Annotated in this window: 37 protein-coding genes; 2 read left to right on the forward strand and 35 right to left on the reverse strand. The window is 65.4% G+C overall.

What is annotated here, in order from left to right:
• Window positions 1–382 precede the first annotated feature (382 nt).
• The 4 genes from AC1DNE_RS07965 to crcB form a co-directional block, all read right to left on the reverse strand.
• Window positions 383–1,060 (reverse strand): HAD-IA family hydrolase, encoded by a 678-nt coding sequence (locus tag AC1DNE_RS07965; protein ID WP_441470722.1) that lies wholly within the window; start codon window positions 1,058–1,060, stop codon window positions 383–385.
• 88 nt (window positions 1,061–1,148) lie between these two features.
• On the reverse strand, window positions 1,149–1,652 hold the full coding sequence (locus tag AC1DNE_RS07970; protein ID WP_441470723.1) for a hypothetical protein: 504 nt from the start codon (window positions 1,650–1,652) through the stop codon (window positions 1,149–1,151).
• Window positions 1,653–1,762: 110 nt separating this feature from the next.
• The gene (locus tag AC1DNE_RS07975) at window positions 1,763–2,974 is read right to left on the reverse strand and encodes an RluA family pseudouridine synthase (RefSeq protein WP_441470724.1); all 1,212 of its coding nucleotides are present in this window, start codon (window positions 2,972–2,974) and stop codon (window positions 1,763–1,765) included.
• Window positions 2,971–3,354 (reverse strand): fluoride efflux transporter CrcB, encoded by a 384-nt coding sequence (crcB, locus tag AC1DNE_RS07980; protein ID WP_441470751.1) that lies wholly within the window; start codon window positions 3,352–3,354, stop codon window positions 2,971–2,973. The genes AC1DNE_RS07975 and crcB overlap by 4 nt, the downstream gene beginning before the upstream one ends.
• A gap of 110 nt (window positions 3,355–3,464) precedes the next feature.
• On the opposite strand from crcB, the gene AC1DNE_RS07985 reads away from it, so the two are divergent.
• Window positions 3,465–3,833 carry a hypothetical protein gene (locus AC1DNE_RS07985; protein ID WP_441470725.1) on the forward strand — a complete coding sequence of 123 codons (369 nt, stop codon included), beginning with the start codon at window positions 3,465–3,467 and terminating at the stop codon, window positions 3,831–3,833.
• Window positions 3,834–3,970: 137 nt separating this feature from the next.
• On the opposite strand, the gene AC1DNE_RS07990 is transcribed toward AC1DNE_RS07985, so the two are convergent.
• Both AC1DNE_RS07990 and AC1DNE_RS07995 read right to left on the reverse strand, forming a co-directional pair.
• Window positions 3,971–5,281, reverse strand: a complete 1,311-nt coding sequence (locus tag AC1DNE_RS07990; protein ID WP_441470726.1) for a replication-associated recombination protein A — start codon at window positions 5,279–5,281, stop codon at window positions 3,971–3,973.
• Window positions 5,278–6,714, reverse strand: coding sequence for a DegQ family serine endoprotease (locus AC1DNE_RS07995; protein ID WP_441470727.1), 1,437 nt, complete (start codon window positions 6,712–6,714; stop codon window positions 5,278–5,280). The genes AC1DNE_RS07990 and AC1DNE_RS07995 overlap by 4 nt, the downstream gene beginning before the upstream one ends.
• Window positions 6,715–6,868: 154 nt before the next feature.
• On the opposite strand from AC1DNE_RS07995, the gene AC1DNE_RS08000 reads away from it, so the two are divergent.
• The gene (locus AC1DNE_RS08000) at window positions 6,869–7,288 is read left to right on the forward strand and encodes a BLUF domain-containing protein (RefSeq protein WP_441470728.1); all 420 of its coding nucleotides are present in this window, start codon (window positions 6,869–6,871) and stop codon (window positions 7,286–7,288) included.
• Between the two features lie 93 nt (window positions 7,289–7,381).
• On the opposite strand, the gene rplQ is transcribed toward AC1DNE_RS08000, so the two are convergent.
• The 29 genes from rplQ to AC1DNE_RS08145 all read right to left on the reverse strand — a co-directional run.
• Window positions 7,382–7,798, reverse strand: a complete 417-nt coding sequence (gene rplQ, locus AC1DNE_RS08005) for a 50S ribosomal protein L17 (protein WP_441512834.1) — start codon at window positions 7,796–7,798, stop codon at window positions 7,382–7,384.
• 112 nt (window positions 7,799–7,910) lie between these two features.
• Window positions 7,911–8,927, reverse strand: a complete 1,017-nt coding sequence (locus AC1DNE_RS08010) for a DNA-directed RNA polymerase subunit alpha (RefSeq protein WP_441470730.1) — start codon at window positions 8,925–8,927, stop codon at window positions 7,911–7,913.
• 91 nt (window positions 8,928–9,018) lie between these two features.
• Window positions 9,019–9,408 (reverse strand): 30S ribosomal protein S11, encoded by a 390-nt coding sequence (gene rpsK / locus AC1DNE_RS08015; protein WP_043237079.1) that lies wholly within the window; start codon window positions 9,406–9,408, stop codon window positions 9,019–9,021.
• A gap of 116 nt (window positions 9,409–9,524) precedes the next feature.
• Entirely contained in the window at window positions 9,525–9,893 is a 369-nt protein-coding gene (gene rpsM / locus AC1DNE_RS08020; protein ID WP_126110534.1) for a 30S ribosomal protein S13, read from the reverse strand.
• A 454-nt stretch (window positions 9,894–10,347) separates the two neighbouring features.
• Entirely contained in the window at window positions 10,348–11,547 is a 1,200-nt protein-coding gene (locus AC1DNE_RS08025) for an ABC transporter substrate-binding protein (protein WP_441470731.1), read from the reverse strand.
• 231 nt (window positions 11,548–11,778) lie between these two features.
• Complete coding sequence (locus tag AC1DNE_RS08030) at window positions 11,779–12,372, reverse strand: adenylate kinase (RefSeq protein WP_441470732.1); 594 nt, start codon at window positions 12,370–12,372, stop codon at window positions 11,779–11,781.
• Between the two features lies 1 nt (window position 12,373).
• Entirely contained in the window at window positions 12,374–13,711 is a 1,338-nt protein-coding gene (gene secY, locus AC1DNE_RS08035) for a preprotein translocase subunit SecY (protein WP_441470733.1), read from the reverse strand.
• 154 nt (window positions 13,712–13,865) lie between these two features.
• Window positions 13,866–14,342: a 50S ribosomal protein L15 gene (gene rplO, locus AC1DNE_RS08040; protein WP_441470734.1), complete on the reverse strand. Its 477-nt coding sequence runs from the start codon at window positions 14,340–14,342 to the stop codon at window positions 13,866–13,868.
• 12 nt (window positions 14,343–14,354) lie between these two features.
• A complete protein-coding gene (rpmD, locus tag AC1DNE_RS08045) occupies window positions 14,355–14,549 on the reverse strand; it encodes a 50S ribosomal protein L30 (RefSeq protein ID WP_476840999.1) in 195 nt (64 codons plus the stop codon).
• 10 nt (window positions 14,550–14,559) lie between these two features.
• On the reverse strand, window positions 14,560–15,123 hold the full coding sequence (gene rpsE / locus AC1DNE_RS08050; RefSeq protein ID WP_047582054.1) for a 30S ribosomal protein S5: 564 nt from the start codon (window positions 15,121–15,123) through the stop codon (window positions 14,560–14,562).
• Between the two features lie 242 nt (window positions 15,124–15,365).
• Window positions 15,366–15,728, reverse strand: a complete 363-nt coding sequence (gene rplR, locus AC1DNE_RS08055) for a 50S ribosomal protein L18 (protein ID WP_441470736.1) — start codon at window positions 15,726–15,728, stop codon at window positions 15,366–15,368.
• A gap of 11 nt (window positions 15,729–15,739) precedes the next feature.
• Window positions 15,740–16,273 (reverse strand): 50S ribosomal protein L6, encoded by a 534-nt coding sequence (gene rplF / locus AC1DNE_RS08060; RefSeq protein WP_441470737.1) that lies wholly within the window; start codon window positions 16,271–16,273, stop codon window positions 15,740–15,742.
• Window positions 16,274–16,311: 38 nt separating this feature from the next.
• Window positions 16,312–16,710 carry a 30S ribosomal protein S8 gene (rpsH, locus tag AC1DNE_RS08065; protein WP_400506018.1) on the reverse strand — a complete coding sequence of 133 codons (399 nt, stop codon included), beginning with the start codon at window positions 16,708–16,710 and terminating at the stop codon, window positions 16,312–16,314.
• 13 nt (window positions 16,711–16,723) lie between these two features.
• Window positions 16,724–17,029, reverse strand: a complete 306-nt coding sequence (gene rpsN / locus AC1DNE_RS08070; protein WP_199085556.1) for a 30S ribosomal protein S14 — start codon at window positions 17,027–17,029, stop codon at window positions 16,724–16,726.
• A 36-nt stretch (window positions 17,030–17,065) separates the two neighbouring features.
• The gene (rplE, locus tag AC1DNE_RS08075; RefSeq protein WP_199085555.1) at window positions 17,066–17,632 is read right to left on the reverse strand and encodes a 50S ribosomal protein L5; all 567 of its coding nucleotides are present in this window, start codon (window positions 17,630–17,632) and stop codon (window positions 17,066–17,068) included.
• Window positions 17,625–17,942: a 50S ribosomal protein L24 gene (gene rplX, locus AC1DNE_RS08080; RefSeq protein ID WP_377838317.1), complete on the reverse strand. Its 318-nt coding sequence runs from the start codon at window positions 17,940–17,942 to the stop codon at window positions 17,625–17,627. Before rplX ends, rplE begins: the two co-directional genes overlap by 8 nt.
• Complete coding sequence (gene rplN, locus AC1DNE_RS08085) at window positions 17,942–18,310, reverse strand: 50S ribosomal protein L14 (RefSeq protein ID WP_055730187.1); 369 nt, start codon at window positions 18,308–18,310, stop codon at window positions 17,942–17,944. The genes rplX and rplN overlap by 1 nt, the downstream gene beginning before the upstream one ends.
• Before the next feature lie 210 nt (window positions 18,311–18,520).
• Window positions 18,521–18,763: a 30S ribosomal protein S17 gene (gene rpsQ, locus AC1DNE_RS08090; protein ID WP_441470738.1), complete on the reverse strand. Its 243-nt coding sequence runs from the start codon at window positions 18,761–18,763 to the stop codon at window positions 18,521–18,523.
• A 10-nt stretch (window positions 18,764–18,773) separates the two neighbouring features.
• Complete coding sequence (gene rpmC, locus AC1DNE_RS08095; protein ID WP_400506013.1) at window positions 18,774–18,986, reverse strand: 50S ribosomal protein L29; 213 nt, start codon at window positions 18,984–18,986, stop codon at window positions 18,774–18,776.
• An 11-nt stretch (window positions 18,987–18,997) separates the two neighbouring features.
• On the reverse strand, window positions 18,998–19,411 hold the full coding sequence (gene rplP / locus AC1DNE_RS08100) for a 50S ribosomal protein L16 (protein ID WP_112581124.1): 414 nt from the start codon (window positions 19,409–19,411) through the stop codon (window positions 18,998–19,000).
• Between the two features lie 18 nt (window positions 19,412–19,429).
• Window positions 19,430–20,161 carry a 30S ribosomal protein S3 gene (rpsC, locus tag AC1DNE_RS08105; RefSeq protein WP_149128654.1) on the reverse strand — a complete coding sequence of 244 codons (732 nt, stop codon included), beginning with the start codon at window positions 20,159–20,161 and terminating at the stop codon, window positions 19,430–19,432.
• 10 nt (window positions 20,162–20,171) lie between these two features.
• On the reverse strand, window positions 20,172–20,552 hold the full coding sequence (rplV, locus tag AC1DNE_RS08110; protein WP_055730183.1) for a 50S ribosomal protein L22: 381 nt from the start codon (window positions 20,550–20,552) through the stop codon (window positions 20,172–20,174).
• Window positions 20,553–20,555: 3 nt separating this feature from the next.
• Entirely contained in the window at window positions 20,556–20,834 is a 279-nt protein-coding gene (gene rpsS / locus AC1DNE_RS08115; protein ID WP_441470739.1) for a 30S ribosomal protein S19, read from the reverse strand.
• An 8-nt stretch (window positions 20,835–20,842) separates the two neighbouring features.
• Window positions 20,843–21,685 carry a 50S ribosomal protein L2 gene (rplB, locus tag AC1DNE_RS08120; RefSeq protein WP_441470740.1) on the reverse strand — a complete coding sequence of 281 codons (843 nt, stop codon included), beginning with the start codon at window positions 21,683–21,685 and terminating at the stop codon, window positions 20,843–20,845.
• Between the two features lie 16 nt (window positions 21,686–21,701).
• The gene (locus AC1DNE_RS08125) at window positions 21,702–22,013 is read right to left on the reverse strand and encodes a 50S ribosomal protein L23 (protein WP_149128651.1); all 312 of its coding nucleotides are present in this window, start codon (window positions 22,011–22,013) and stop codon (window positions 21,702–21,704) included.
• Complete coding sequence (gene rplD, locus AC1DNE_RS08130; protein ID WP_441470741.1) at window positions 22,010–22,630, reverse strand: 50S ribosomal protein L4; 621 nt, start codon at window positions 22,628–22,630, stop codon at window positions 22,010–22,012. Before rplD ends, AC1DNE_RS08125 begins: the two co-directional genes overlap by 4 nt.
• Entirely contained in the window at window positions 22,630–23,358 is a 729-nt protein-coding gene (rplC, locus tag AC1DNE_RS08135) for a 50S ribosomal protein L3 (protein WP_476841000.1), read from the reverse strand. The genes rplD and rplC overlap by 1 nt, the downstream gene beginning before the upstream one ends.
• Window positions 23,359–23,427: 69 nt before the next feature.
• Window positions 23,428–23,736: a 30S ribosomal protein S10 gene (gene rpsJ, locus AC1DNE_RS08140; RefSeq protein ID WP_043237115.1), complete on the reverse strand. Its 309-nt coding sequence runs from the start codon at window positions 23,734–23,736 to the stop codon at window positions 23,428–23,430.
• A gap of 66 nt (window positions 23,737–23,802) precedes the next feature.
• Window positions 23,803–24,203: EF-Tu C-terminal domain-related protein (locus AC1DNE_RS08145; protein WP_476841001.1), on the reverse strand; the 401-nt coding region annotated here is incomplete at its 5' end.

The raw sequence follows: 24,203 nt of genomic DNA on the forward strand, positions 1-24,203 counted from the left end.
CCTGTTGTGGGAACACCATGCACCCGCCCCCCGCATCAGGTGGTTAACGCGCAAATCTGAACGGTTATTCAGGTTAAACAGAACTGAGTCGGTTTGGTTGCGAGGGTGTTACTGCCCGGCACGGAACCGCTCCGGACAGGCTGCGGCACCGGACACTTTTGCCCCCGGTTTCAAACGCGGAACCTCGATCCCACTGGCTCTTGATCGAGCGCGATCCGGCGCGGCTCCTCGCACCGAAGGGCCGCCGCATGGCTCCTGATCGGGCGGTACATCATGATTCTTGTCGAGAAGCCGACTTGTCCGAAAAGCAGATTCCACTTTCCGGTCGAACGCTCGGGCACGCGTGATCCGATCCGGTTATTTCAACCTGATCGGCCCGGCTCTAGGCCATGGCGGTCTTCGGCAATCCCAGCGTTCCAGGCAGTTCCGGGAACGCGCGCAGCACATGCTTGGCGCCGAGCGCGACGAGGCTGTCGACCGGCTGGAAGCCCCAGGACACTGCGACGGGCACGACGCCCGCCGCCACCGCCATCTCGATATCGAAGGAGCTGTCTCCAACCATCGCAGTGCGCTCAGGCGCTGCGCCAGTCTCCGCCAGCGCACGCTGGATCATGCCGGGATGCGGTTTCGAAGGCGCGTCATCTGCCGACTGCACGGTGTCGAACAGCCCCTCCCAGCCATGCCGGGCGACAATGAACTCGGCGCCCTTGCGCGACTTGCCGGTGGCGATGCCGAGCTTCAGCCCGGTATGGCGCTTCAGTTCCGCCAGCGTCTCTGCCACACCTGGAAACAGCGGCTCATCCAGCGAAGGATCGCTCTGTGCCTGCAGGCGCATCGCGCCGAAGACCTGGCGATAGGTCTCGGTGAGCACATCGTCGGGCTGGTCGAGCCCGGCGAGGCGCGCCATCGCGATATCCAGCGTCAGCCCGACGATGCCGAGCCCCGCCTCGCGCCCCGGATGCACCCGGCCGCAGCGCCGGAACGCCTCGTACTGCGCCCCGAGGATGATCGCCTCGGAATTGATCAGCGTGCCGTCGAGATCGAAGATGATGAGATCCATGACGGCGCTTTAGCGCAACCGGGCGCCGCAAGCCATTGCAGCACCGTCATGGCATTGTCCCACCGGGCTATGCAGCCTCACTCCCGGCTCAGCCCCTTGCCTCCCGTGCGCAGGCATCCACGGCCTTGCGCAGATCGGTTCCATCCAGCCCCTTGGCCCGGGCCTCCTTGCGGCACTCGGAACGCTGGGCGAGATCGGGCCGCTTGGCGTTGAAGCAGGCCGTCAGCGCAGCAACCCGCTCCGATCCCTGCAGATTGCGGCCATCGACCTCCTCCTTGCAGGCGACCCGTGCTGCAACTGCCGTGGGCTTGCCGTCGCGGGTGACGCCGTCCTGCGCGTAGAGCCGCACGCCCGGGAACTTGGCCTGCAGGCACAGGCGCATGGCGGCGCGCAGATCGTCCCCGGACAGCGCGACATTCTCGGAGAGACAGTCCTGCCGCGCTTTCGCACGCTCCGCCTGAGGGATCGATTGATCGGTGGCAGCCGCAGCTGTGACAGCCGGGGCCGAGGGTTTGGCTGGTGCAGCTGTCTGTGCTTGTGCGGCCCCCGCAAGGCCGAAAAGGAAGGCGGAAACAATCAAAACCGAACGCATGGTCAGCCCCTCCTATGACGAGAACATAATTAGAACAGAATGCGTTTTGTTCCGCAACTGTTCTTCCTCATCTCATCAATCAGGAAGAGTGCGATTCGTCGAACGATGCCCTATTCGTCCGGTGCTTCGACGATCGGGTCGTAGGGCGCATCATCGAAGCCGAGCAGGTTCCAGCTCTGGCGCATATGCGGCGGCAGCGGCGCGCTGACATCGATGGTGCCCTTGCCGCGCGGATGCGGCAGCACGATCCGCCGCGCCAGCAGGTGCAGCTTGTTCTGGATGCCGCCGGGCAGCTCCCAGTTCTGGATATTGAAGTATTTGGGATCACCGATGATCGGATGGCCGATATGGGCGGCATGCGCGCGCAGCTGGTGGGTGCGCCCGGTCACCGGCTTCAGCGAAAGCCAGCCGAGCTTCTGCGCGGCAGTCTCGACCACCGCGTAATAGGTCACGGCATGCATGGCTCCGTCCTCGCCATGCTTGGCCACTGCCATGCGCTGATCACCGTCATAAGCCTCCTCGCGCGCGAGATAGGTCGAGATCCGGCCCTGGCGGACGCGCGGCACCCCGGCCACCAGCGCCCAATAGACCTTGCGCGCCGAACGCGAGCGGAAGGTCTTGGCGAGCGTCGCCGCCGCAAAGCGGGACTTGGCGATGACGAGGCAGCCGGCCGTGTCCTTGTCGAGGCGATGGACGAGGCGCGGCTTCTGCCCGTCCTTACCGGTCAGCGCATCGAGCATCTGGTCGACATGCCTGGTCGTGCCCGAGCCGCCCTGCACGGCCAAGCCCGCTGGCTTGTTGAGGACCATGACGTCGTCGTCCTCATAGAGCGTGATCGAGCGCAGGAAGCCGATGGTGTCGGCATCGGCCTTGGCCGAGCGCGGCCGTTCCGCCTGCTGCTCCAGCTTCAGCGGCGGGATGCGCACCGTCTGGCCTTCGCTGAGCCGGTCCTTGCTGTCGGCGCGCTTGCCGTCGACGCGCAGCTCGCCCTTCCGGACGATGCGCTGGATATGGCTGAAGGAGAGCTGCGGGAAGCGCGTCTCAAGGAAGCGGTCGATCCGCATCTCGTTTTCGTCCGGCGTCACCACGAGCTGCTGAACGCCGGTGGAGAGCACCTGCGCCGTCTCAGCCTTGACTTCGGCGCGCGTCGGCTTGGCAGCCGGACGCTGCGGACGTGGAGCGCGCTCCTCGCCCTCCGCCGGGCGCGCGGCGGCGCGGCGCCTGGCGTCATGGCTCGGCCTCTTGCCGCGCGGCGCCTCGGCCGCACGCGGCCTGCCGCCACGTCCCGGACCGTTGCCCGGCCCCTTGCCACCTGTCCTCATGACAGCCCCCGCATCACCGCAAGCCCGCCGACCAGCGCCGCCAGCGACACCACCACGGAACCAAAAACATACACCATCGCCGCCATCGTCTCACCGCGGTCCCAAAGGAGCACCGCATCGAGCGAGAAAGCCGAGAAGGTCGTGAATCCACCGAGTACGCCGGTCGCCAGGAACAGCCGCAATCCATGCGGCGTCCCCTCGCCCGCCCGGAAGGCGAACCAGCCGACGACCACACCCATCAGGGCCGAGCCGAGAATGTTGATCGCCATGGTCCCATAGGGAAAGTCCATGCCGAGCCAGCGCGGCGAGACAAGGTTGATGCCATGGCGCAGCACGCCGCCGATGCCGGCGCCCAGAAAGACGAGTGCGGTGGAAGTCATCCCTGTGAAATAGAGTGCACCGCCGCCGCGCACAAACGAAATCCGCCGCAATTGACTGCGCTTCTGCGGACGCCTCGCCTCGATGCCGCGGGGCGGCTGAGGCGACGGCGATGAACGGGCGGAATTCGACTGCGGCACAGGCGCGCCGGGCGCTGCTTCGGGCAGTGGCGGCGCTCACACTCTCCGGCATCGGCGGCACCTTAGCGGCGGCGCAGCAGGGCCCGGCTTCGGACTGGCCGACGGAGAAATGCAACCGCTACAGAAAGGCTTACGAGCAGGCCTTGAATCGCCAAGGCAAGCAGGGACTGGGTCCGGACTTCCTCGCCAGCCACGATGCGTTCCTCGCCTCGAACTGTCAGGCTCGCGCCGAGGTCTGCGCGCGTAGCAAGCAGGAACTTGAGCTCGCCAACAAGCTGGTGCTGATGGCGATGAACAGCGGCCTGTCCGGCACGTTCCTGCCGTTCTACTGCAGAGGATAGGCGTCCGGGCGCCGTCCCTCCGGACAAGCGGCGAAGCGGTGCCGATCGGGAATCGATCATAGAGCTCAGCGCCCTGCGATGGGTTCCGGGACTCCGCGGCGCTTCGCCCGGGATGACCGGCTACTTGTCGGTGTGCCTCAGTCCTCGCCGCGCTCGTGGCGCAGCCGCTCCCAGTATTCCAGCCGCTTGCGGAGCTCGCGCTCGAAGCCGCGCTCGGGCGGATCGTAGAAGCGCTGGCGGCCGAGCGCGTCGGGCCAGTAATTCTGGCCCGAGAACGCATCGGGCTGGTCGTGGTCATAGGCGTAGTCGGCGCCGTAGCCCTCCTCGCGCATCAGCTTCGTCGGCGCGTTGAGGATGGTCTTGGGCGGCATCAACGATCCACGATCCTTCGCCACCCGCACCGCCATCTTGTAGGCCGTGTAGGCGGCGTTCGATTTCGGCGCCGTCGCCAGATAGATCACGCAATTGGCGAGGGCGAGTTCGCCCTCGGGCGTGCCGAGCTGCTCATAGGTCTCGGCCGCAGCCCGGGCATGGAGCAGCGCCTGCGGATCGGCGAGCCCGATATCCTCGACCGCCATGCGCACCAGCCGGCGCGCCAGGAAGCGCGGGTCTTCGCCGGCATCGAGCATGCGGGCGAAATAATAGAGCGCCGCATCGGGGTCGGAACCGCGCACCGTCTTGTGCAGGGCCGAAATCAGGTTGTAGTGGCCGTCCTGCGCCTTGTCGTAGATCGGCGCCCGACGCTGGATCACGTCGGAGAGGCCGTGCTCGTCGAGAATCTCGCCCGGCTTGGCCGCCCGCCAGATCTCCTCGGCCAGCGTCAGCACCGCGCGCCCGTCGCCGTCGGCGAAACGCGCGAGCGCCAGCCGTGCCTCCGGCGTCAGCGGCAGTTCCCTGCCTTCCAGCACCTCGGCCCGGCCGAGCAGGAAGAGCAGCGAGCCCTCATCCAGCGACTTGAAGGTCAGCACCCGCGCCCGCGACAGCAGCGCCGCATTGAGCGCGAAGGACGGGTTTTCGGTCGTCGCGCCGATCAACGTGATCGTGCCGTCTTCCATGACCGGCAGGAAGGCGTCGAGCTGGGCGCGGTTGAAGCGGTGGATCTCGTCGACGAAAAGCAGCGTGCCTCGGCCACCGAGCCGGCGCCCGCGTGCAGCCTCGAACACCTTCTTCAGGTCCGCGACGCCCGAGAATATCGCGCTGATCTGCTCGAATCCGAGATCGACCAGACCCGCGAGCAGCCGTGCCACCGTGGTCTTGCCGGTGCCGGGCGGTCCCCAGAAGATCAGGCTGCCGATCGTGCCGGAAGCGACGAGCCGGGTGAGCGCGCCGTCCGGCCCGGTCAGATGCTCCTGCCCGGCGACCTCGCCGAGCGTCGTCGGCCGCAGGCGATCGGCGAGCGGGCGGGGGCCGGACTTGTCCAGCCCCGAGGCAGAGAAGAGGTCGCTCACCCCGGGAAGACCGAGGTGATCGTCTGGCCGTTGCGGGTGATCGTGACCTCCCAGGCCCGCTTGCGGTCCTTCAGGATCGTCTCGACCTCGCGCGAGTTGGTCATGCGCTCGCCGTTGAGCGCCATGATGACGTCGCCCTTCTGGAAGCCGACATTGGCGGCGTTGCTGCCTTCCTCGATCTCGCTGACGACGACGCCGTCGTTCCCGGTATCGATCGACAGCTCCTCGGCCAGCGCCGGCGAGAGATTCGCCACCGTCAGCCCCGACAGCGGCGAACGGCTCGTCAGCTTCACGGCGTCGCGCGGACGGGTCTCTGGCGCCGCCACGAGCTTGACCGGGATTTCGACCTTCTTGCCGCCGCGCAGCACCATCAGGACCGTCGAGCCGCCGATCGGACGGGTGGCGAAGCGGTAGCCGAAGGCTTCGGGGTCATCGACCGCGAGTCCGTCGACCGTGAGAATCACGTCCGAGCGGCGCAGGCCCGCCTGCTCGGCCGGTCCCTTCTCAACGATGCTGGCGACGACCGAGCCGGCCGGCCGGTCCAGTCCCAGCCCGTCGGCGACGTCGGCGGTCAGGCTCTGCAGACGAGCGCCGAGCCAGGGGCGGCGCACCGTCTTGGCGCCGGCCTTGGCGCTGTCGACGACGAGGCGCACCATCGCCGCCGGAATTGCGAAGCCGATGCCGACGCTACCGCCGGAACGGGAATAGATCGCGGTATTGATGCCGACGACACGGCCCTTCATGTCGATCAGCGCGCCGCCGGAATTGCCGGGATTGATCGCCGCATCGGTCTGGATGAACGACTGGGCGTCGCCCACGCCGATCTGCGTGCGGGCGAGCGCCGAGACGATGCCCTGCGTCACCGTCTGGCCCACGCCGAAGGGATTGCCCATGGCGAGCACGATATCGCCGACCTGAAGCTCGTCGCTGTCGGCGAGCTCGATCGCGGTCAGGCTCTTGGTGTCGGCGACCTTCAGAACGGCGAGATCGGTGCGCGGATCGCGCAGCAGGATCGTCGCCTCGACCTCGCGCTTGTCGGCAAAGGCAACCTTCACTTCGCTCATGTTCTCGATGACGTGGTTGTTGGTCACCACGAGACCGTTGCCGGCGTCGACGACGACACCCGAGCCGAGCGAGCGCTGCACCCGCTCCCGCGGCACGCCGAAACCGCCATCGCCGAAGAAGCGGCGGAAGAAGGGATCGTCCATGAGAGCGTTCTGCGGCCGCTTCTCGACGCGCGCACCGTAGACATTCACCACCGCGACGGCCGTCCGCTTCACCAGCGGCGCAAAGGAAAGCGAAATTTGCTCGCGGCTGTCAGGAACCTGCCGCGCCTGGCCGAGCGCGGGCCAGGGTGCGACGACCGCCCCGAGCGCGCATGCGAACGCGGCGGCGGCCAGCCCTCTGCGATATCCTGCGAAGCGTTCGGTCATACTGTCCTCATCCTGAAACAAAAAGCCGCCTGCAAACGTTAGGACTGACGCGACGCACCCGGCGTCTGTCAGTATACCCACCCCGCGCACTGCGGTTCCTCACCGACATGTTGTGCAACTCTTCAGGCTTCGCAAGCGGCCAGGGATATATCTCATGGGCCTGATCCGGCTTGTCTACGCCAGCCACAGCCTGCTCGGCGACTCCAGCCAACGCGCGCAACTCGACAGAATTCTGGCGACTGCGCGTCGCTTCAACCTCCAGAACCGCGTAACCGGCTTCCTGCTCGCCACCCACGGCTCCTTCGCGCAAGTGCTGGAGGGCACGGACGCCGATGTCCGTGAAACTTACGGCCGCATCATGGCGGATCCGCGCCATACCGACCTGCGGATCCTGCGCGAAGAGCCAGCGATGGAACGGCTCTTCGCCAACTGGGCCATGGGCGTGGCCGAGCATGACGAGACCACTCACTTCATCTTCGGCCTCTACGGCGTGACGCCGGAAAGAGATCTCGCCGCCCAGCCGCTGGAAATCATCGTCGATCTCGCCGGCGAGCTCTCCCGACGGCCGGCTTGAAAAGCGCGCTCATCTCGACAAGCCTTGGAGCCGAAACGAAAAAGGGCGGCCCGAAAGCCGCCCTTTTCCTAAATCGAACTGAACAGAGGCCGATCAGGCCGCCTCGTCTTCCGCCGTGAAGACCGGGCCGGAATCCTTGCCCTTGGCCTCGACGTCGCGGTCGACGAACTCGATGATCGCCATCGGGGCGTTGTCGCCGAAGCGGAAGCCCGCCTTCATGATGCGCAGGTAGCCGCCGTTGCGCTCCTTGTAGCGCGGGCCGAGAACCGCGAAGAGCTTGCCGACCAGCTCGACATCCTTGATCTGCGAGATCGCCTGGCGGCGGGCATGCAGGTCGCCACGCTTGCCGAGCGTGATGAGCTTCTCGACGACCGGACGCAGGTCCTTGGCCTTCGGCAGCGTGGTGGTGATCTGCTCGTGCTTGATCAGGGCCTGAGCCATGTTGGCGAACATCGCCTGGCGATGCTCGGCCGAGCGGTTGAAACGACGACCGCGGAAACCGTGACGCATTGTTTGGCTCCTTCGTTGCTTACGGCCGCCGTGCCACGGAACGGCCGTTCCTTATGCTCCGGCTCGCATGAGCCGGGCCAAAAGGCGCAGGCAAGGCCTGCGCCGTCGTTTTTCAGTAGTGCTCTTCGAAGCGCTTGGCCAGCTCTTCGATGTTTTCCGGGGGCCAGCCCTGGACGTCCATGCCCAGGTGCAGGCCCATGGTCGCCAGCACTTCCTTGATCTCGTTCAGCGACTTGCGGCCGAAGTTCGGGGTGCGCAGCATCTCGCCCTCGGACTTCTGGATGAGGTCGCCGATATAGACGATGTTGTCGTTCTTGAGGCAGTTGGCCGAACGCACCGAGAGCTCGAGCTCGTCGACCTTCTTGAGCAGCGCCGGGTTGAAGGGCAGCTGCGGCGCAGTCGAGACGGCCTCTTCCTTGCGCGGCTCCTCGAAGGTGATGAAGACGGCAAGCTGGTCCTGCAGGATGCGGGCGGCGAGCGCCAGCGCATCCTCGGGCGTGACCGAACCGTTGGTCTCGATCGCCAGCGTCAGCGAATCCTTGTCGAGGTTCTGGCCCTCGCGGGTGTTCTCGACGCGATAGGAGACCTTCTTGACCGGCGAGTAGAGGCTGTCGACCGGAATCAGGCCGATCGGCGCGTCCTCGGGACGATTCTGCTCGGCCGGGACATAGCCCTTGCCAGTGTTGACCGTGAACTCCATGCGGATCTCGGCCCCGTCGTCCAGCGTGCAGAGCACGAGGTCGGGGTTGAGGATCGCGACGTCGCCGATGGTGTTGATGTCACCGGCAGTGACGGTACCCGGGCCGGACTTGCGCAGGGTCATGCGCTTGGGACCCTCGCCCTGCATCTTGACCGCGATGGCCTTGATGTTGAGGACGATGTCGGTCACGTCCTCGCGGACGCCCGGGATCGAGGAGAACTCGTGGAGAACGCCGTCGATCTGGACGGCGGTCACGGCCGCGCCCTGGAGCGACGACAGCAGCACGCGACGGAGCGCATTGCCGAGCGTCATGCCGAAGCCGCGCTCAAGCGGACGCGCGATCACGGTGGCCAGACGCTTCGGGTCGTCTCCGACCTTCACTTCGAGCTTGTTCGGCTTGGAAAGATCCTGCCAGTTCTTGCTGATCACGACCGCACTCCTGGTGCTGAATTCATCTGGCGGCCACCGCCGCCCCGGACAGGCGCCCGCCCCTGCGGGCGCCTCTTGCAATGGTCAGGCGTCAGACGCGACGGCGCTTGCGCGGACGGCAGCCATTGTGCGGGATCGGGGTCACGTCGCGAATCGAGGTCACGGTGAAGCCCGCGGCCTGGAGAGCGCGAAGAGCCGACTCGCGGCCCGAACCCGGACCCGTCACCTCGACCTCGAGGGTGCGCATGCCGTGCTCGGCAGCCTTGCGGGCGGCATCCTCGGCCGCAACCTGCGCGGCATACGGGGTCGACTTGCGCGAGCCCTTGAAACCCATCGTGCCGGCCGAGGACCACGAGATCGTGTTGCCCTGCGCGTCGGTGATGGTGATCATGGTGTTGTTGAACGAGGCGTTCACATGCGCGACGCCGGAGACGATGTTCTTACGTTCGCGACGACGGACGCGCTGGGCTTCCTTGGCCATATCTCTTCTTCCATCCTTCAGGCGCGCCCGTCATGCCAGGCGCTGGGGATGCCGGCGGCCCGTCAGCGGACCGGCCGGCGTATAGACAGCGGGCCGGATCACCGGCCCGCCGAAACTCACTTCTTCTTGCCGGCGATCGGCTTCGCCTTGCCCTTGCGGGTGCGGGCGTTGGTGTGCGTGCGCTGGCCGCGGACCGGCAGCGAGCGGCGATGGCGCAGGCCGCGGTAGCAGCCGAGGTCCATCAGGCGCTTGATGTTCATCGAGACTTCGCGGCGCAGATCGCCCTCGACGAGGTAGTCGCGGTCGATCGTCTCGCGGATTTGGAGAACCTCGGCGTCGGTCAGCTGGTTGACGCGGCGCTCGGCGGCGATGCCGACCTTGGTGCAGATCTCCTGCGCCTTGGCGGCACCGATGCCGTGGATGTACTGCAGGCCGATGACGACGCGCTTGCCGGTGGGAATGTTGACGCCCGCGATACGAGCCATGGTCTCATCTCCATGTCGGCCGAAGCATCCGTTGATGCACCGGCGGTGGGGAATATCCCGCGTCCGGTGGAGGCCGGCTCATGCAGGACGTTGAACGGCTCCACGCGATAATGCGACGTCGTCCCTTCTCGCAAAGGCAACGGCATCGCTCGCATGAAACCGGATGGCGGGTCGTTAACTGGTTGATCGTCCCGAGTCAACCCGCTGCAACCAAGAAGCATGCCAAGGCCAGCAAAGCCAAGGCCGGACTGGATATTCGCCGTCATGCTCGGGCTTGACCCGGTATCTCGTGACGAAGGAGGTTCTCGAACCTCCTCCTGCAAGAGAGTCTTGGGTCCGAGCTGCGCTTCGCCCGAGAATAACGTCCCATTCTCGGGTCGGTCGCGAGCGCACGACCGTCCTTCCAGGCGCATTACAACTATACGCCCGGAATGACGCGCCTGAGTGCGAACTTTTACTTCTTCACGAGGCTGCACTTGCTCTCCGACAGCGGCGCGATGATCTCGGCTGCCGGGATCTTGCGGACGACCTTGAAGTAGTCCCAGGGCGCTTTCGAATCGCCCGGCGCCTTCACCTCGACCAGCAGCATATCGTTCATCAGCCGGCCGTCCTCCCGAACCTTTGCACCGGGCGCGTAGAAGTCGTCGACCGGCAGTTCCTTCATCTTGGCCGCGACCGCGGGGCCCGCGGCCGTGCCCGCCGCCTTCACGGCCTTGAGATAGTGCAGCACCGAGGAATAGACGCTGGCCTGGATCATGCCCGGCATCTTCCTGGTCCGCGCCATGTAGCGGTCGGCGAAAGCGCGGCTCGGCTTGTCGGCGTCGTGGTAATAGGCGGTCGTCGTGATCAGGCCCTTGGCCTTGTCGAGCCCGAGACCGTGGACGTCGCTCAGCACAACGACCATGGCGGCGAGCTTCTGGCCGCCATCGACCAGGCCGAATTCGCCGGCCTGCTTGATCGAGTTGATCGTGTCCGTGCCGGCATTGGCAAAGGCGACGATCTTGGCCTTGGAGGCCTGTGCCTGAAGCAGGAAGGAGGAGAAGTCGGGCGTCGAAAGCGGTGCGCGCACCGTGCCCAGCGTCTTGCCGCCATTGGCCGCGACGATCGCCTCGATATCCGCCGTGAGCTGATGGCCGAAGGCATAGTCCGCGGCAAGGATGTACCAGCTGTTGCCGCCCTCGCGCAGGACTGACAGCGCCGTACCCTTGGCCGAGGTCGCCGTGTCGAAGGTCCACATGAAGCCGGTCGCCGAGCAATCCTCGTTGAACAGCCGCGTCGTCGCCGGGCCGTTATAGAGCGCGACCTTCTGCCGTTCCTTGGCGATGCCGGCGACTGCGAGCGCCACCGCCGAATTGGTCAGGTCCGCGATCGCGGTGACGCCGTCGACGTCATACCAGCGCCGTGCCAGGCCGGCCGCGATGTCGGGCTTGTTCTGATGATCGGCCGCGACGATCTCGATCGGCTTGCCCAGCACGGAGCCGCCGAAATCCTCGATCGCCAGCTTCGCAGCCTCGACCGAGCCGAGGCCGCCGAATTCGGCGTAGTTGCCCGACTGGTCGTTGAGGATGCCGATCTTGACCGCATCCTGCGCCCGCGCGGCCGCCGGCATCAGCGCCAGCGCACTCGCGAACAGCATTGCACCCCATCTGGTCATGCGCCTGCTCCCTGTCCTGCACCGGACCGGAAGGTCGCTTCGCCTACCGGTCGAAGGTGCTCCACGCCGCTTTTCGCGGCTTGAGCCCAGCACATCCGCCCGAGGTGGGCCTGTCAACGCACAGGTGGAGCGAGAAAAGGCAAAGGCTGGCGCGCAAAACCGCACCGGAATCGAAAAACCCGGACGGGCCATCGCCCATCCGGGTTCGAATTTCTCTTCGCTGCTTGCGGATCAGCCCTGGGCGGCCACCGACAGCGCGTTCGCAATCGCTTCCGAGACGCTGTCGATCGGCTGCATGCCGTCGATCGCCGTCAGCTGGCCGCGCTTCTCATAGTAAGGCGCGACGATCGCCGTGTCGCGGTTATACGCCTCAAGCCGGGTCTTGAAGACCTCCGGATCATCGTCCTTCCGGACCGGCTGGCCGGCCGCCCTCGCCTCTTCGGCGCGGCGGACGATGCGGTCCACGAGCTTGCTCTGGTCGACCGTGAGCTCGAGCACCGCGTCGAGCTTCAGCCCTTTGCCCTCGAGCATCCGGTCGAGCGCTTCGGCCTGCGCCAGCGTGCGCGGGAAGCCGTCGAGGATGAAGCCCTTCTTCGCGTCCGGCTCCTCGATGCGATCAGCGACGATGCCGATGACGATATCGTCCGAGACGAGACCGCCCGCATCCATCACCGCCTTGGCCTTTTGGCCGATCGGCGTGCCGGCGGCGACGGCTGCGCGCAGCATGTCGCCGGTCGACAGTTGAGGAATACCGTGCTTCGCGACGATGCGCGCCGCCTGAGTGCCCTTGCCCGCCCCCGGCGGCCCCAGGAAAATCAACCGCATCTTAGCGCCTCGCTCCTCGCAATTTAGCCTTCTTGACCAGCCCTTCGTACTGATGGGCCAGCAGGTGTCCGTGGATCTGCGCCACGGTGTCCATCGTCGTCGTCACCACGATGAGCAGCGAAGTGCCGCCCAGCAGGATGATCGGGATCTGAGCATAGGTGATCATGAACTCGGGGATAAGGCAGACGATGGTCAGATAGCCGGCGCCGAGAACGGTGATGCGCGAGAGGATGCGGTCGATATGCTCGGCGGTGCGCTCGCCCGGGCGGATGCCCGGCATGAAGCCGCCATGCTTCTTGAGGTTGTCCGCCGTTTCGACCGGGTTGAACACGATCGCGGTGTAGAAGAAGCAGAAGAAGATGATCAGCGCCGCATAAAGGACCATGAACAGCGGCCGGCCATGGGCGAGATAGGTCGCGATGATCGACAGGAAGCCCGTGCCACCCGAGGCCTGCGAGAAGCTGGCGATCGTCGTCGGCAGCAGCAGCAGCGACGAGGCGAAGATCGGCGGGATCACGCCCGAGGTGTTGAGCTTCAGCGGCAGGAACGAGGTCTGACCCTCATACATGCGGTTGCCGACCTGGCGCTTCGGATAGTTGATCAGCAGGCGGCGCTGCGCACGCTCCATGAACACGCAGAACGCGATGACGCAGACCGCCATCACCAGGATGCCGAGCAGCAGCCCGGTCGAGATCGCGCCCTGGCGTCCGAGTTCGAGGGTCTGGGCGAGCTGTGACGGGAATTCCGCGATGATGCCACCAAAGATGATCATCGAGGTGCCGTTGCCGATGCCGCGGCTGGTGATCTGCTCGCCCAGCCACAGCAGGAACATGGTGCCGCCGACGAGAGTGAGCGTGGTCGAGAGCAGGAAGAACGGCCCCGGCTCGAGGACGAGATTGCCCGAGCCCTGCAGGCCGACGCCGATCGCATAGGCCTGGAATACGGCCAGCACGAGGGTCAGGTAGCGGGTGTACTGGTTGAGGGTCTTGCGGCCCTGCTCGCCTTCCTTCTTCAGCGCCTCGAAGCTCGGGATGACGCTGGAGAGCAGCTGAACGATGATCGAGGCCGAGATATACGGCATGATCGCCAGCGCGAAGATGGCGAGGCGGCCGACGGCGCCGCCCGAGAACATGTTGAACATGCCGAGCACGCCGCTCTGCGACTGGCGGAACAGGTCGGCGACCGCGTCCGGGTTCATGCCCGGCAGCGGGATGTAGGTACCCAGCCGGTAGACGACCAGCGCTCCCAGCGTGAACCAGATTCGCTTCTTCAGTTCGTCCGCCTTGGCGAAGGCCCCGAAATTGAGGTTTGCCGCAAGCTGTTCAGCCGCCGATGCCATGCGTCCGGTCCTTGGGTCTCAAGTCAGTCATTGAAGCACATCCCCCGCCGCCCCAGCGGTGCAATTTTCGGGTTTGTGCCTTGCGTCAAACAGTCGAACGGCGGCCTGGGCGCTGGCCCGGCCGCCGTTCGCAAACGTCATGTAGGCGCTAGGATCACGCCTGTGAAGCGGCAGCCAGAATCTTGACCGTGCCGCCGGCCTTCTCGATCGCCGCGACGGCCGACTTCGACGCGCCAGCGACCTCGAAAGCGAGCTTGGTCTTGAGCTCACCGACGCCGAGGATCTTCACGCCGTCCTTGGCCTGGCGGGTGATCACGCCGGCGGCGACGAGCGCCTCGACGGTCACGGCGCCCTTGGCGTCGAGCTTGCCGGCTTCCACTGCCTGCTGGATGCGGCCGAGGTTGACCTCGTTCAGATCCTTGGCAAACAGGTTGTTGAAGCCGCGCTTCGGCAGGCGACGATACAGCGGCATCTGGCCGCCCTCGAAGCCCTTGATGGCGACGCCGGCGCGCGAGGTCTGACCCTTCACGCCGCGACCACCGGTCTTGCCCTTGCCGGAGCCAATGCCACGGCCGACGCGGATGCGCTGCTTCAGAGCGCCTTCGTTGTCACGAATCTCATTGAGTTTCATGTGTCGCCCTCCTCACTTCGCGTCGATGACGCGCACGAGGTGCTTCACCTTCTCGACCATGCCACGCACCRCGGGGGTGTCCTGGAGGGTCGAGCGGCGGCGGATCTTGTTCAGGCCGAGACCGATCAGGGTCTGGCGCTGGGTGGCCTCGCGGCGGATCGGCGAACCGATCTGCTCGATGGTGAAGGTCTTCTCAGCCTTTGCCATGATTCCCCCCTCACGCTTCCGCGGCCGCATCCGTGCCGGCATCGCGGCGACGGGTCTGCAGGGCCGAAACCTTGAGCGAGCGACGAGCCGCGACCGAGCGCGGGCTATCCTCGTTCTTCAGCGCGTCGAACGTGGCGCGCACGAGGTTGTACGGGTTGGAGGAGCCGAGCGACTTGGACACGACGTCCTGCATGCCGACCGCCTCGAAGACGGCGCGCATCGGACCGCCGGCGATGATGCCGGTACCGGCCGGAGCCGCGCGCAGCACGACCTTGCCGGCGCCGTGGCGGCCCTGCACGTCGTGATGGAGGGTGCGGCCCTCGCGCAGCGGAATGCGGACGAGGCCGCGCTTGGCGGCTTCCGTCGCCTTGCGGATCGCCTCGGGAACCTCACGGGCCTTGCCGTGGCCGAAGCCGACGCGGCCCTTCTGATCGCCGACGACGACGAGCGCGGCGAAGCCGAAGCGACGTCCGCCCTTCACCACCTTGGCGACGCGGTTGATGTGGACGAGCTTATCCACGAACTCGGAAACTTCCGTTTCCCGGTCCTTACGCTCACGCGGCTCTCTAGCCATGTGTATGTCCTCTTACTTGCGCGGACGAAGGTCGAAGCCCCGCCGCTCGCTCGAGCCTAACCCCATGCCTCATTGCACGGGGAAGCTGTGCATCGGGCCGAAAAGTGGGAACCACTTTTCGGAAGAACCCGATGCCTTAACGCATCGATCGTCGTGACCGCGCCCATTCTGGCGCGCGATGATCGAGAAACGGATACCGCCCGGCCGGCGTAGAACGCCTGACCGGGCGAAACCCGATAACCTCAGAAGCTGAGGCCAGCCTCGCGGGCTGCATCGGCCAGCGCCTTGACGCGGCCATGGTACATGTACGGGCCGCGGTCGAAGACCACATCCGTCACGCCGGCCTTGACCGCGCGCTCGGCGACGATCTTGCCGATCTGGCCGGCCGCCTCGACATTGGCGCCGGATTTGATCTGCGCACGCACGTCCTTGTCGAGCGACGAGGCCGAAGCGAGGGTGACCCCCTTCACGTCGTCGATGACCTGGGCGTAGATCTGCTTGCCGGTGCGATGCACCGAGAGGCGCGGGCGACCGTTGGCAACCGCCTTGATCGCGCGGCGGACGCGGGCCTTGCGGCGCGCAGTCACATCGTTCTGCTTGCTCATGGCTGGCGTCCTTACTTCTTCTTGCCTTCCTTGCGGAAGATGAACTCGCCGGCGTACTTGACGCCCTTGCCCTTATAGGGCTCGGGGCCACGATAGTCGCGGATTTCCGCGGCGGTCTGGCCGACGACCTGCTTGTCGATGCCGACGACGACGATTTCCGTCGGCTTCGGCGTCGTGATCGCGACACCGGCCGGGATTTCGTAGTCGATGTCGTGGCTGTAGCCGAGCGACAACTTCAGCACCTTGCCAGCGACAGCGGCCTTGTAGCCGACGCCGTTGATCTCGAGGCGCTTCTCGAAGCCGGCGGTGGTGCCGATCACGAGGTTGCTGATGCGGGCGCGCGAGGTGCCCCAGAGCGCACGGGCGCGCTTCGACTGCGAACGCGGCTGAACCGCGATCGCGCCGTCCTCCATGGCGACCGAGACGTCCTCGGGCACCTCGAAGGAGAGCTCGCCCTTCGAGCCCTTGATCTTGACGAGCTGGCCGGTGACCGAGGCGGTGACGCCCGCGGGAACCGAGACCGGCTTCTTACCGATACGAGACATTTGGATTTCTCCTGAAAATGAGCGGGGCGCCTGAAAGGTCAGAAGACCTTGCAGAGCACTTCGCCGCCCACGTTCTGCTCGCGGGCCACATGATCGGCCATCACGCCACGCGGCGTCGAGACGATCGTCACGCCGAGGCCGTCAGCCACGCGCGGCATGGTCTCGACCGACGAGTAGACGCGGCGGCCGGGCTTCGAAACACGCGAGATCGACCGGATGACCGGCTGGCCCTCGTGATACTTCAGCTCGATGTCGAACTCCGTCCGGCCATTGCCGAACTCGGTCTGGCTGTAGCCGCGGATGTAGCCCTCGGACTGCAGCACGTCGAGCACGCGAGCACGCAGCTTCGAGCCCGGGGTGGAAACACGCGACTTGCGACGCAGCTGCGCATTGCGGATGCGGGTCAGCATATCGCCGAGCGGATCAATGATCGCCATTGTCCAGTCCTCCTTACCAGCTCGACTTCACGAGGCCGGGAACCAGCCCCTTGTTGCCGAGCTCACGCAGCGCGACACGCGACATCTTCAGCTTGCGATAGAAAGCGCGCGGACGGCCCGTCACCTCGCAACGATTGCGAATGCGGATCTTGGCCGAGTTGCGCGGCAGTTCGGCCAGCTTCAGGCGAGCGAGGAAACGCTCGTCCATGGGCTGGTTGTCGTCATTGGCGATCGCGAGAAGGCGAGCCCGGCGGCCGGCGAATTTCTTCACCAGCTTCCTGCGGCGCTCGTTGTTCTCGACGGAGCTTTTCTTAGCCATCGATCTCTCCTGGTTTCCGCGTATGAACGCTTAGGTTCACTGCCGGAACGGGAAGTTGAAGTGCTTGAGCAGAGCGCGCGCTTCGTCGTCCGACTTCGCAGTCGTGCAGACGATCACGTCCATGCCCCAGACCTGGTCGACCTTGTCGTAGTTGATCTCGGGGAACACGATGTGTTCCTTGATCCCGAGCGCGAAATTGCCGCGCCCGTCGAACGACTTCGGGTTCAGGCCCCGGAAGTCGCGCACGCGCGGCAAGGCGATGGTGACGAGCCGATCGACGAACTCGAACATCTTGGTCTTGCGCAGCGTGACCTTGCAGCCAACCGCCATGTTCTCGCGCAGCTTGAAGCCGGCGATGGCGAGGCGGGACTTGGTGATGACCGGCTTCTGGCCAGCAATCATGGCGAGGTCGCCGGCGGCGTTGTCGACCTTCTTGCGGTCGGCAGTCGCTTCACCAACACCCATGTTGATGACGATCTTCTCGATCGTCGGCACTTCCATGACGTTCTTGTAGCCGAATTCGGCGATCATCGCGGGACGAACGACGTCCTCGTAATGCTTCTTCATGCGCGGCGAGAGAGCCGCCTGCTGAGCCTCAGCCATCGATCAGATCCCCCGAACGCTTGGCGAAACGAACCTTGCGGCCGTCATCGAGCACCTTGAAACCAACGCGAGTCGGCTTGCCGTCCTTCGGATCGGCCACGGCGATGTTCGACAGGTCGATGGTGGCCTCCTTCGAGATGATGCCACCCTCGGACGTCTGCGACTGCTTGGTGTGCTTCTTGACGAGGTTGACACCACGCACGACGGCGCGGGCATCCTTCGGCAGAACCTGCAGCACTTCGCCCGACTTACCCTTGTCGCGGCCAGCAAGCACGACGACCTTGTCGCCCTTCTTGATTTTCGCAGCCATCACAGCACCTCCGGCGCCAGCGAGATGATCTTCATGTGGTTCTTGGCGCGCAGCTCGCGCGGAACCGGTCCGAAGATACGCGTGCCGACCGGCTCCTTCTGGTTGTTGATCAGCACGGCCGCATTGCGGTCGAAGCGGATCACCGAACCGTCGGCGCGCTTGACGTCCTTGGCGGTGCGAACGACGACCGCCTTCATGACGTCGCCCTTCTTCACGCGGCCGCGCGGGATGGCTTCCTTGATCGAAACGACGATGATGTCGCCGACACCGGCGTACTTGCGCTTCGACCCGCCGAGAACCTTGATGCACATCACACGACGCGCGCCGGAATTGTCGGCGACGTCGAGATTCGTCTGCACCTGGATCATGGCCTTGATCCTTCCAATCTGTGTATCAGGCGGTTTCCCGAGCGGCCTCAGCGCTGCTTGGGACTACGACTGACGGGGGTCGATCGCCCCCTGGCCTCAAAACAAAACATGATCCGCAAAAGTGGTTTCCACCTTTGCGGAGAGACATGTCCGGCTTCCTTCAGGCGCCCTGCCCGCCCCTGATTCGGGGCCGGGCAAAGCCGTCTCGTCTCACGCCTTGGGGGCGCCGTCGAGCACAACCCAGCTTTTCAGCTTGGAAATCGGCTTGGACTCCTCGATCCACACCGTATCGCCGACCTTGAACGAACCCGCCTCGTTATGGGCGTGATAGTTCTTCGTACGGCGAACCGTCTTCTTGAGGAGCGGGTGCGTATAACGCCGCTCGACCTTAACCACAACAGTTTTGTTCTGCTTGTCGCTGACGACGACGCCCTGGAGCACGCGCTTAGGCATTATCTTCTCCTCACGCGCTGGCCGCAACGGCCTTCGACCGCTGCAGCGTCTTGATGCGGGCGATGTCCTTGCGCAGTTCGGTGACGCGCGCGGTGTTCTCGAGCTGGCCCGTCGCCCTCTGGAAGCGCAGGTTGAACTGCTCCTTCTTCAGCTTGAGCAGCTCGTCCTGAAGCTGGTCCGTGCTCATCGACTTCAGGTCGGAAAGACGCTGTGTGCTTTTCATGTCGCCCTCCCTCACTCGGCGATGCGCTGGATGAACCGGGTCTTGATCGGCAGCTTGGCGGCGCCGAGACGGAGCGCTTCGCGAGCGATCTCCTCCGACACGCCGTCCAGCTCGAACATGATCCGGCCAGGCTTGACCTTGGCCGCCCAGAACTCGGGCGAACCCTTGCCCTTACCCATGCGGACTTCGGTCGGCTTCTTCGAAACCGGCACGTCAGGGAACACGCGGATCCAGACGCGGCCAACGCGCTTCATGGCGCGGGTGATCGCGCGGCGAGCCGCTTCGATCTGACGAGCGGTAACGCGCTCAGGCTCTTGTGCCTTCAGGCCGAACTGGCCGAAGTTGAGGTCCGTGCCGCCCTTGGCGACGCCGGAAATGCGTCCCTTGAACTGCTTACGGAACTTGGTGCGTTTTGGTTGCAGCATGGCTCTTCTCGATCAGCCTTACGCAGCCTGCTCGCGACGATCGCGATCGCGGTGATCACGGTCGCGGCCGCCGGAACGGCCGCCCTCGTCGGAAAGGCGCTTGTCCTGGGCCATCGGGTCGTGTTCCAGGATCTCGCCCTTGAAGATCCAGACCTTGATGCCGCACGTCCCGTAGGTCGTGAAAGCGGTGGCGACGCCGTAATCGACGTCGGCGCGCAGCGTATGCAGCGGCACGCGGCCCTCACGGTACCATTCGAGGCGGGCGATCTCGGCGCCGCCGAGACGGCCCGAGCAGTTGATGCGGATGCCCTCGGCGCCCAGACGCATGGCCGACTGCACGGCGCGCTTCATGGCGCGACGGAAGGCGACACGGCGCTCGAGCTGCTGCGCGATCGAGTCGGCAACCAGCGTGGCGTCGATCTCAGGCTTGCGCACCTCGACGATGTTGATCGTGACATCGGCCTTGGTGAGCTTCGAGACTTCCTTGCGGAGCTTCTCGATGTCGGCGCCCTTCTTGCCGATCACCACGCCCGGGCGAGCCGAGTGGATGGTGACGCGGCACTTCTTGTGCGGGCGCTCGATGATGATCTTCGAGACGGCAGCCTGCTTCAGCAGCTTCATCAGGGCGGCGCGGATCGCCATGTCCTCATGCAGCAGCTTGCCGTACTCGCCCTTGTTGGCGAACCAACGCGAGTCCCAGGTACGGTTGATGCCGAGGCGCAGGCCGATCGGATTGATTTTCTGACCCATCGTTCTCTCCTCAGGCCTGCGCTGCCTGCTCGCGCACCACGATCGTGATGTTCGAGAACGGCTTCATGATCCGGGCGCCACGGCCGCGGGCGCGGGCGTGGAAGCGCTTCATGACGAGTGCCTTGCCGACGAAGGCCTGGGCGACGACGAGATCGTCGACGTCAAGGTCGTGATTGTTCTCGGCGTTGGCGATCGCGCTCTGCAGGCACTTGCGAACGTCGTTCGCGATACGCTTGCGCGAGAACTCGAGATCGGCGAGCGCCGTAGAGACCTTCTTGCCGCGGATCAGCTGAGCGACGAGGTTCAGCTTCTGCGGCGAGACGCGCAGGTTGCGGGCGACCGCAACCGCTTCGTTCTCAGGCAGCGCACGGGGGGCGGATGCTTTACCCATGGCTTACTTCCTCTTCGCCTTCTTGTCGGCAGCGTGGCCGTGGAAGGTGCGCGTCGGCGAGAACTCGCCGAACTTGTGCCCCACCATTTCCTCGGACACGGACACCGGCACATGCTTCTGTCCGTTGTACACGCCGAACGTCAGACCGACGAACTGCGGCAGGATCGTGGAGCGACGGCTCCAGATCTTGATGACTTCATTTCGGGCTGAGGTCCTGGCGACCTCGGCCTTCTTCAGGAGGTATCCGTCGACAAACGGACCTTTCCAAAGCGAACGCGCCATGACGGACCTCAGTTCTTCTTCTTGCGGGCGTGACGGCTCGACACGATGAATGTGTCGGTCCGCTTGTTCGAGCGGGTCTTCTTACCCTTGGTCGGGAGACCCCAGGGCGTGACCGGATGACGGCCACCCGAGGTCCGGCCCTCACCACCGCCGTGCGGATGGTCGACCGGGTTCATCGAGACGCCGCGGTTATGCGGACGGCGGCCGAGCCAGCGCGAGCGACCAGCCTTGCCGTCGTTCCGGTTCATGTGATCCGGGTTCGAGACGGCGCCGACGGTGGCATAGCAGAGGCCCGAGATCAGGCGCTGTTCGCCCGAGTTCAGGCGGACGATGACGTAACCCTGGTCGCGACCGACGATCTGGGCGTAGTTGCCGGCGGAGCGGGCCAGAGCGCCGCCCTTGCCGATCTTGAGCTCGACGTTGTGGACGATCGTGCCGATCGGCAGCGAGCCCATCGGGGCCGCGTTGCCGGGCTTCACGTCGACATTGTCGCCGGCGACAACGGTGTCACCAACGGCCAGGCGCTGCGGCGCCAGGATGTAGGACTGCTCACCGTCCTGATACTTGATCAGGGCGATGAACGCCGTCCGGTTCGGATCGTACTCGAGCCGCTCGACGGTCGCCGGGATACCGGCCTTGCCGCGACGCTTGAAGTCGACGAGGCGCAGCGTGCGCTTGTGGCCACCGCCGCGGAAGCGGACAGTGATACGGCCGAGATTGTTGCGGCCGCCCGAGGAGCTCTTGCCCTCGGTCAGGGTCTTGACCGGCTTGCCCTTGTAGAGCTCGCTGCGGTCGACGATCACGAGCTGGCGAAGGCTCGGCGTGATCGGCTTGAAGTGCTTCAAAGCCATGATGGCGATCCTTCCCTCAGAGGCCCGTGGTCACGTCGATCGAGTGGCCCTCTTCGAGGGTCACAACGGCCTTCTTGACGTCCGAGCGCTGGCCGAGGCGGCCACGGAAGACCTTGACCTTGCCTTCGGTGACGATCGTGTTGACGCTCTTGACCTTGACGTCGAAGAGCTTCTCGATCGCCGCCTTGATCTGCGGCTTGGTCGCGGTGCGGGCAACCTTGAAGACGACCTTGTTGTGCTCGGAGAGCATCGTCGCCTTCTCGGTGATGACCGGCGCCACGATCACATCGTAGTGGCGCGGGTCGAGGTTCTTGGCTGACTGGCTCATTTGAAGCGCGCCTCCAGCGCATCGACAGCGGCGCGCGTCAGGACGAGCTTGTCACGACGCAGGATGTCATAGACGTTGATGCCCTGAACCGGCAGCACGTCGACATTCGGGATCGAACGAGCGGCCAGGCCGAAGTTCGTATCGATCTCGACGCCACCGACGATCAGCGCGCTCGACAGGTCGAGCTTGCCGAAATGACCCAGCAACACCTTGGTCTTCGGCTCGGCGAGCGTGGCATCGTCGATCACGATGATGCCGGCTTCCTTCGCCTTGGCCGAGAGCGCATGGCGCAGAGCGAGCGCGCGGACCTTCTTGGGAAGGTCGTGAGCGTGGTCGCGCAGCACCGGACCGAAGGCCTTGCCGCCGCCGCGGAACTGCGGAGCCGAAGCCGCGCCGTGGCGAGCGCCGCCGGTGCCCTTCTGCTTGTAGATCTTCTTGCGGGTGCGATCGACTTCCGAGCGGCCCTTGGACTTGTGGGTCCCGGCGCGGCGCTTGGCGAGCTGATAGCGAACCATGCGGGCGAGGAGGTCAGCGCGCGGCTCGAGGCCGAACACCGCATCCGACAGCTCGACCGAACCGGCCGACTTGCCCTCGAGAGTGGTGATATCGAATTTCATCACGCGTTCTCCTCAGCCTGGGCCGCAGGAGCCTCTTCCGCCTTGCCCTCGCCGGCAACCTTGAACTTGCCCGGCAGCGGCGCATCCTTCKGCAGGGCGCGCTTGACGGCGTCGCGGACATGGATCCAGCCGCCGGCGACGCCGGGAACGGCGCCCTCGACGAGGATCAGGCCACGCTCGACATCCGTCTGGACGACGCGCAGGTTCTGCGTGGTGACACGCTCGGCGCCCAGGTGGCCCGGCATCTTCTTGTTCTTGAAGGTCTTGCCCGGGTCCTGACGGCCACCGGTCGAACCGATCGAACGGTGCGAGACCGAAACGCCGTGCGTGGCGCGCAGACCGCCGAAGTTCCAGCGCTTCATACCGCCGGCGAAGCCCTTGCCGGTGGTCGTGCCGGAGACGTCGACGAACTGGCCGACGACGAAGTGGTCCGCGGTCAGCTCGGCGCCCACGGGGATGAGCGCGTCATCGCTGACGCGGAACTCGACCACCTTGCGCTTCGGCTCGACCTTGGCGACCGCGAAGTGACCGCGCTCAGCCTTCGAGACGTTCTTCACCTTCGCCGTGCCGGAGCCCAGCTGCACGGCCACATAGCCGTTCTTCTCTTTCGTGCGATGCGCGACAACCTGGCAGCTGTCGAGCTTCAGCACGGTGACCGGGATGTGCTCGCCGGCATCCGTGAAGATGCGGGTCATCCCGACTTTCTGTGCAATCACACCGGAACGCATCGGTGCATACCTTCTTCTGGGGTCATGTCCATCCGGGGGAGCCGGAAACAGAGGACCCGTTCAATCGGATCAGAGCTTGATTTCGACGTCGACGCCGGCGGCGAGATCGAGCTTCATGAGGGCGTCGACCGTCTGGGGAGTCGGATCGACAATGTCGAGGACCCGCTTGTGGGTCCGCATCTCAAACTGCTCGCGCGACTTCTTGTCGATGTGCGGCGAGCGGTTGACGGTGAACTTCTCAATGAGCGTGGGCAGCGGAATCGGTCCGCGGACCTGAGCGCCCGTCCGCTTCGCGGTCGACACGATCTCGCGCGTCGAAGCGTCGAGGATGCGGTGGTCGAACGCCTTGAGGCGGATTCGAATGTTCTGACCGTTCATGGTCTTGTTCTCTCCGTGACGTGAAAAGGCGAAGGCCCGAAGGGCCCGCGCCCTCACGAAAACGCGTTACGCAATGATCGAAGCGACGACGCCGGCGCCGACGGTGCGGCCGCCTTCGCGGATGGCGAAGCGCAGCTTCTCTTCCATCGCGATCGGGGCGATCAGCGTCACCTCCATCGAGATGTTGTCGCCCGGCATCACCATCTCCGTGCCCTCAGGCAGCGTCACCACGCCGGTCACGTCCGTCGTGCGGAAGTAGAACTGCGGGCGGTAGTTGGTGAAGAACGGCGTGTGACGGCCACCCTCTTCCTTCGTCAGGATGTAGGCCTCGGCCTTGAACTTCGTGTGCGGCTTCACCGAACCCGGCTTGCACAGCACCTGGCCGCGCTCGACGTCCTCGCGCTTCGTGCCGCGCAGCAGCGCGCCGATGTTGTCGCCCGCCTGGCCCTGGTCGAGCAGCTTGCGGA

Source organism: Allobosea sp. 05L423, assembly GCF_056397745.1.

Excerpts from the sequence above, each read along its gene's own strand:
- AC1DNE_RS07965 (WP_441470722.1), bottom strand. The coding sequence starts at position 1,060 with ATGGATCTCATCATCTTCGATCTCGACGGCACGCTGATCAATTCCGAG.
- AC1DNE_RS07970 (WP_441470723.1), bottom strand. The coding sequence starts at position 1,652 with ATGCGTTCGGTTTTGATTGTTTCCGCCTTCCTTTTCGGCCTTGCGGGG.
- AC1DNE_RS07975 (WP_441470724.1), bottom strand. The coding sequence starts at position 2,974 with ATGAGGACAGGTGGCAAGGGGCCGGGCAACGGTCCGGGACGTGGCGGC.
- crcB (WP_441470751.1), bottom strand. The coding sequence starts at position 3,354 with ATGACTTCCACCGCACTCGTCTTTCTGGGCGCCGGCATCGGCGGCGTG.
- AC1DNE_RS07985 (WP_441470725.1), top strand. The coding sequence starts at position 3,465 with ATGAACGGGCGGAATTCGACTGCGGCACAGGCGCGCCGGGCGCTGCTT.
- AC1DNE_RS07995 (WP_441470727.1), bottom strand. The coding sequence starts at position 6,714 with ATGACCGAACGCTTCGCAGGATATCGCAGAGGGCTGGCCGCCGCCGCG.
- AC1DNE_RS08000 (WP_441470728.1), top strand. The coding sequence starts at position 6,869 with ATGGGCCTGATCCGGCTTGTCTACGCCAGCCACAGCCTGCTCGGCGAC.
- rplQ (WP_441512834.1), bottom strand. The coding sequence starts at position 7,798 with ATGCGTCACGGTTTCCGCGGTCGTCGTTTCAACCGCTCGGCCGAGCAT.
- rpsK (WP_043237079.1), bottom strand. The coding sequence starts at position 9,408 with ATGGCCAAGGAAGCCCAGCGCGTCCGTCGTCGCGAACGTAAGAACATC.
- rpsM (WP_126110534.1), bottom strand. The coding sequence starts at position 9,893 with ATGGCTCGTATCGCGGGCGTCAACATTCCCACCGGCAAGCGCGTCGTC.
- AC1DNE_RS08025 (WP_441470731.1), bottom strand. The coding sequence starts at position 11,547 with ATGACCAGATGGGGTGCAATGCTGTTCGCGAGTGCGCTGGCGCTGATG.
- AC1DNE_RS08030 (WP_441470732.1), bottom strand. The coding sequence starts at position 12,372 with ATGCGGTTGATTTTCCTGGGGCCGCCGGGGGCGGGCAAGGGCACTCAG.
- secY (WP_441470733.1), bottom strand. The coding sequence starts at position 13,711 with ATGGCATCGGCGGCTGAACAGCTTGCGGCAAACCTCAATTTCGGGGCC.
- rplO (WP_441470734.1), bottom strand. The coding sequence starts at position 14,342 with ATGAAACTCAATGAGATTCGTGACAACGAAGGCGCTCTGAAGCAGCGC.
- rpsE (WP_047582054.1), bottom strand. The coding sequence starts at position 15,123 with ATGGCTAGAGAGCCGCGTGAGCGTAAGGACCGGGAAACGGAAGTTTCC.
- rplR (WP_441470736.1), bottom strand. The coding sequence starts at position 15,728 with ATGAGCAAGCAGAACGATGTGACTGCGCGCCGCAAGGCCCGCGTCCGC.
- rplF (WP_441470737.1), bottom strand. The coding sequence starts at position 16,273 with ATGTCTCGTATCGGTAAGAAGCCGGTCTCGGTTCCCGCGGGCGTCACC.
- rpsH (WP_400506018.1), bottom strand. The coding sequence starts at position 16,710 with ATGGCGATCATTGATCCGCTCGGCGATATGCTGACCCGCATCCGCAAT.
- rpsN (WP_199085556.1), bottom strand. The coding sequence starts at position 17,029 with ATGGCTAAGAAAAGCTCCGTCGAGAACAACGAGCGCCGCAGGAAGCTG.
- rplE (WP_199085555.1), bottom strand. The coding sequence starts at position 17,632 with ATGGCTGAGGCTCAGCAGGCGGCTCTCTCGCCGCGCATGAAGAAGCAT.
- rplX (WP_377838317.1), bottom strand. The coding sequence starts at position 17,942 with ATGGCTGCGAAAATCAAGAAGGGCGACAAGGTCGTCGTGCTTGCTGGC.
- rplN (WP_055730187.1), bottom strand. The coding sequence starts at position 18,310 with ATGATCCAGGTGCAGACGAATCTCGACGTCGCCGACAATTCCGGCGCG.
- rpsQ (WP_441470738.1), bottom strand. The coding sequence starts at position 18,763 with ATGCCTAAGCGCGTGCTCCAGGGCGTCGTCGTCAGCGACAAGCAGAAC.
- rpmC (WP_400506013.1), bottom strand. The coding sequence starts at position 18,986 with ATGAAAAGCACACAGCGTCTTTCCGACCTGAAGTCGATGAGCACGGAC.
- rplP (WP_112581124.1), bottom strand. The coding sequence starts at position 19,411 with ATGCTGCAACCAAAACGCACCAAGTTCCGTAAGCAGTTCAAGGGACGC.
- rpsC (WP_149128654.1), bottom strand. The coding sequence starts at position 20,161 with ATGGGTCAGAAAATCAATCCGATCGGCCTGCGCCTCGGCATCAACCGT.
- rplV (WP_055730183.1), bottom strand. The coding sequence starts at position 20,552 with ATGGGTAAAGCATCCGCCCCCCGTGCGCTGCCTGAGAACGAAGCGGTT.
- rpsS (WP_441470739.1), bottom strand. The coding sequence starts at position 20,834 with ATGGCGCGTTCGCTTTGGAAAGGTCCGTTTGTCGACGGATACCTCCTG.
- rplB (WP_441470740.1), bottom strand. The coding sequence starts at position 21,685 with ATGGCTTTGAAGCACTTCAAGCCGATCACGCCGAGCCTTCGCCAGCTC.
- AC1DNE_RS08125 (WP_149128651.1), bottom strand. The coding sequence starts at position 22,013 with ATGAGCCAGTCAGCCAAGAACCTCGACCCGCGCCACTACGATGTGATC.
- rplD (WP_441470741.1), bottom strand. The coding sequence starts at position 22,630 with ATGAAATTCGATATCACCACTCTCGAGGGCAAGTCGGCCGGTTCGGTC.
- rpsJ (WP_043237115.1), bottom strand. The coding sequence starts at position 23,736 with ATGAACGGTCAGAACATTCGAATCCGCCTCAAGGCGTTCGACCACCGC.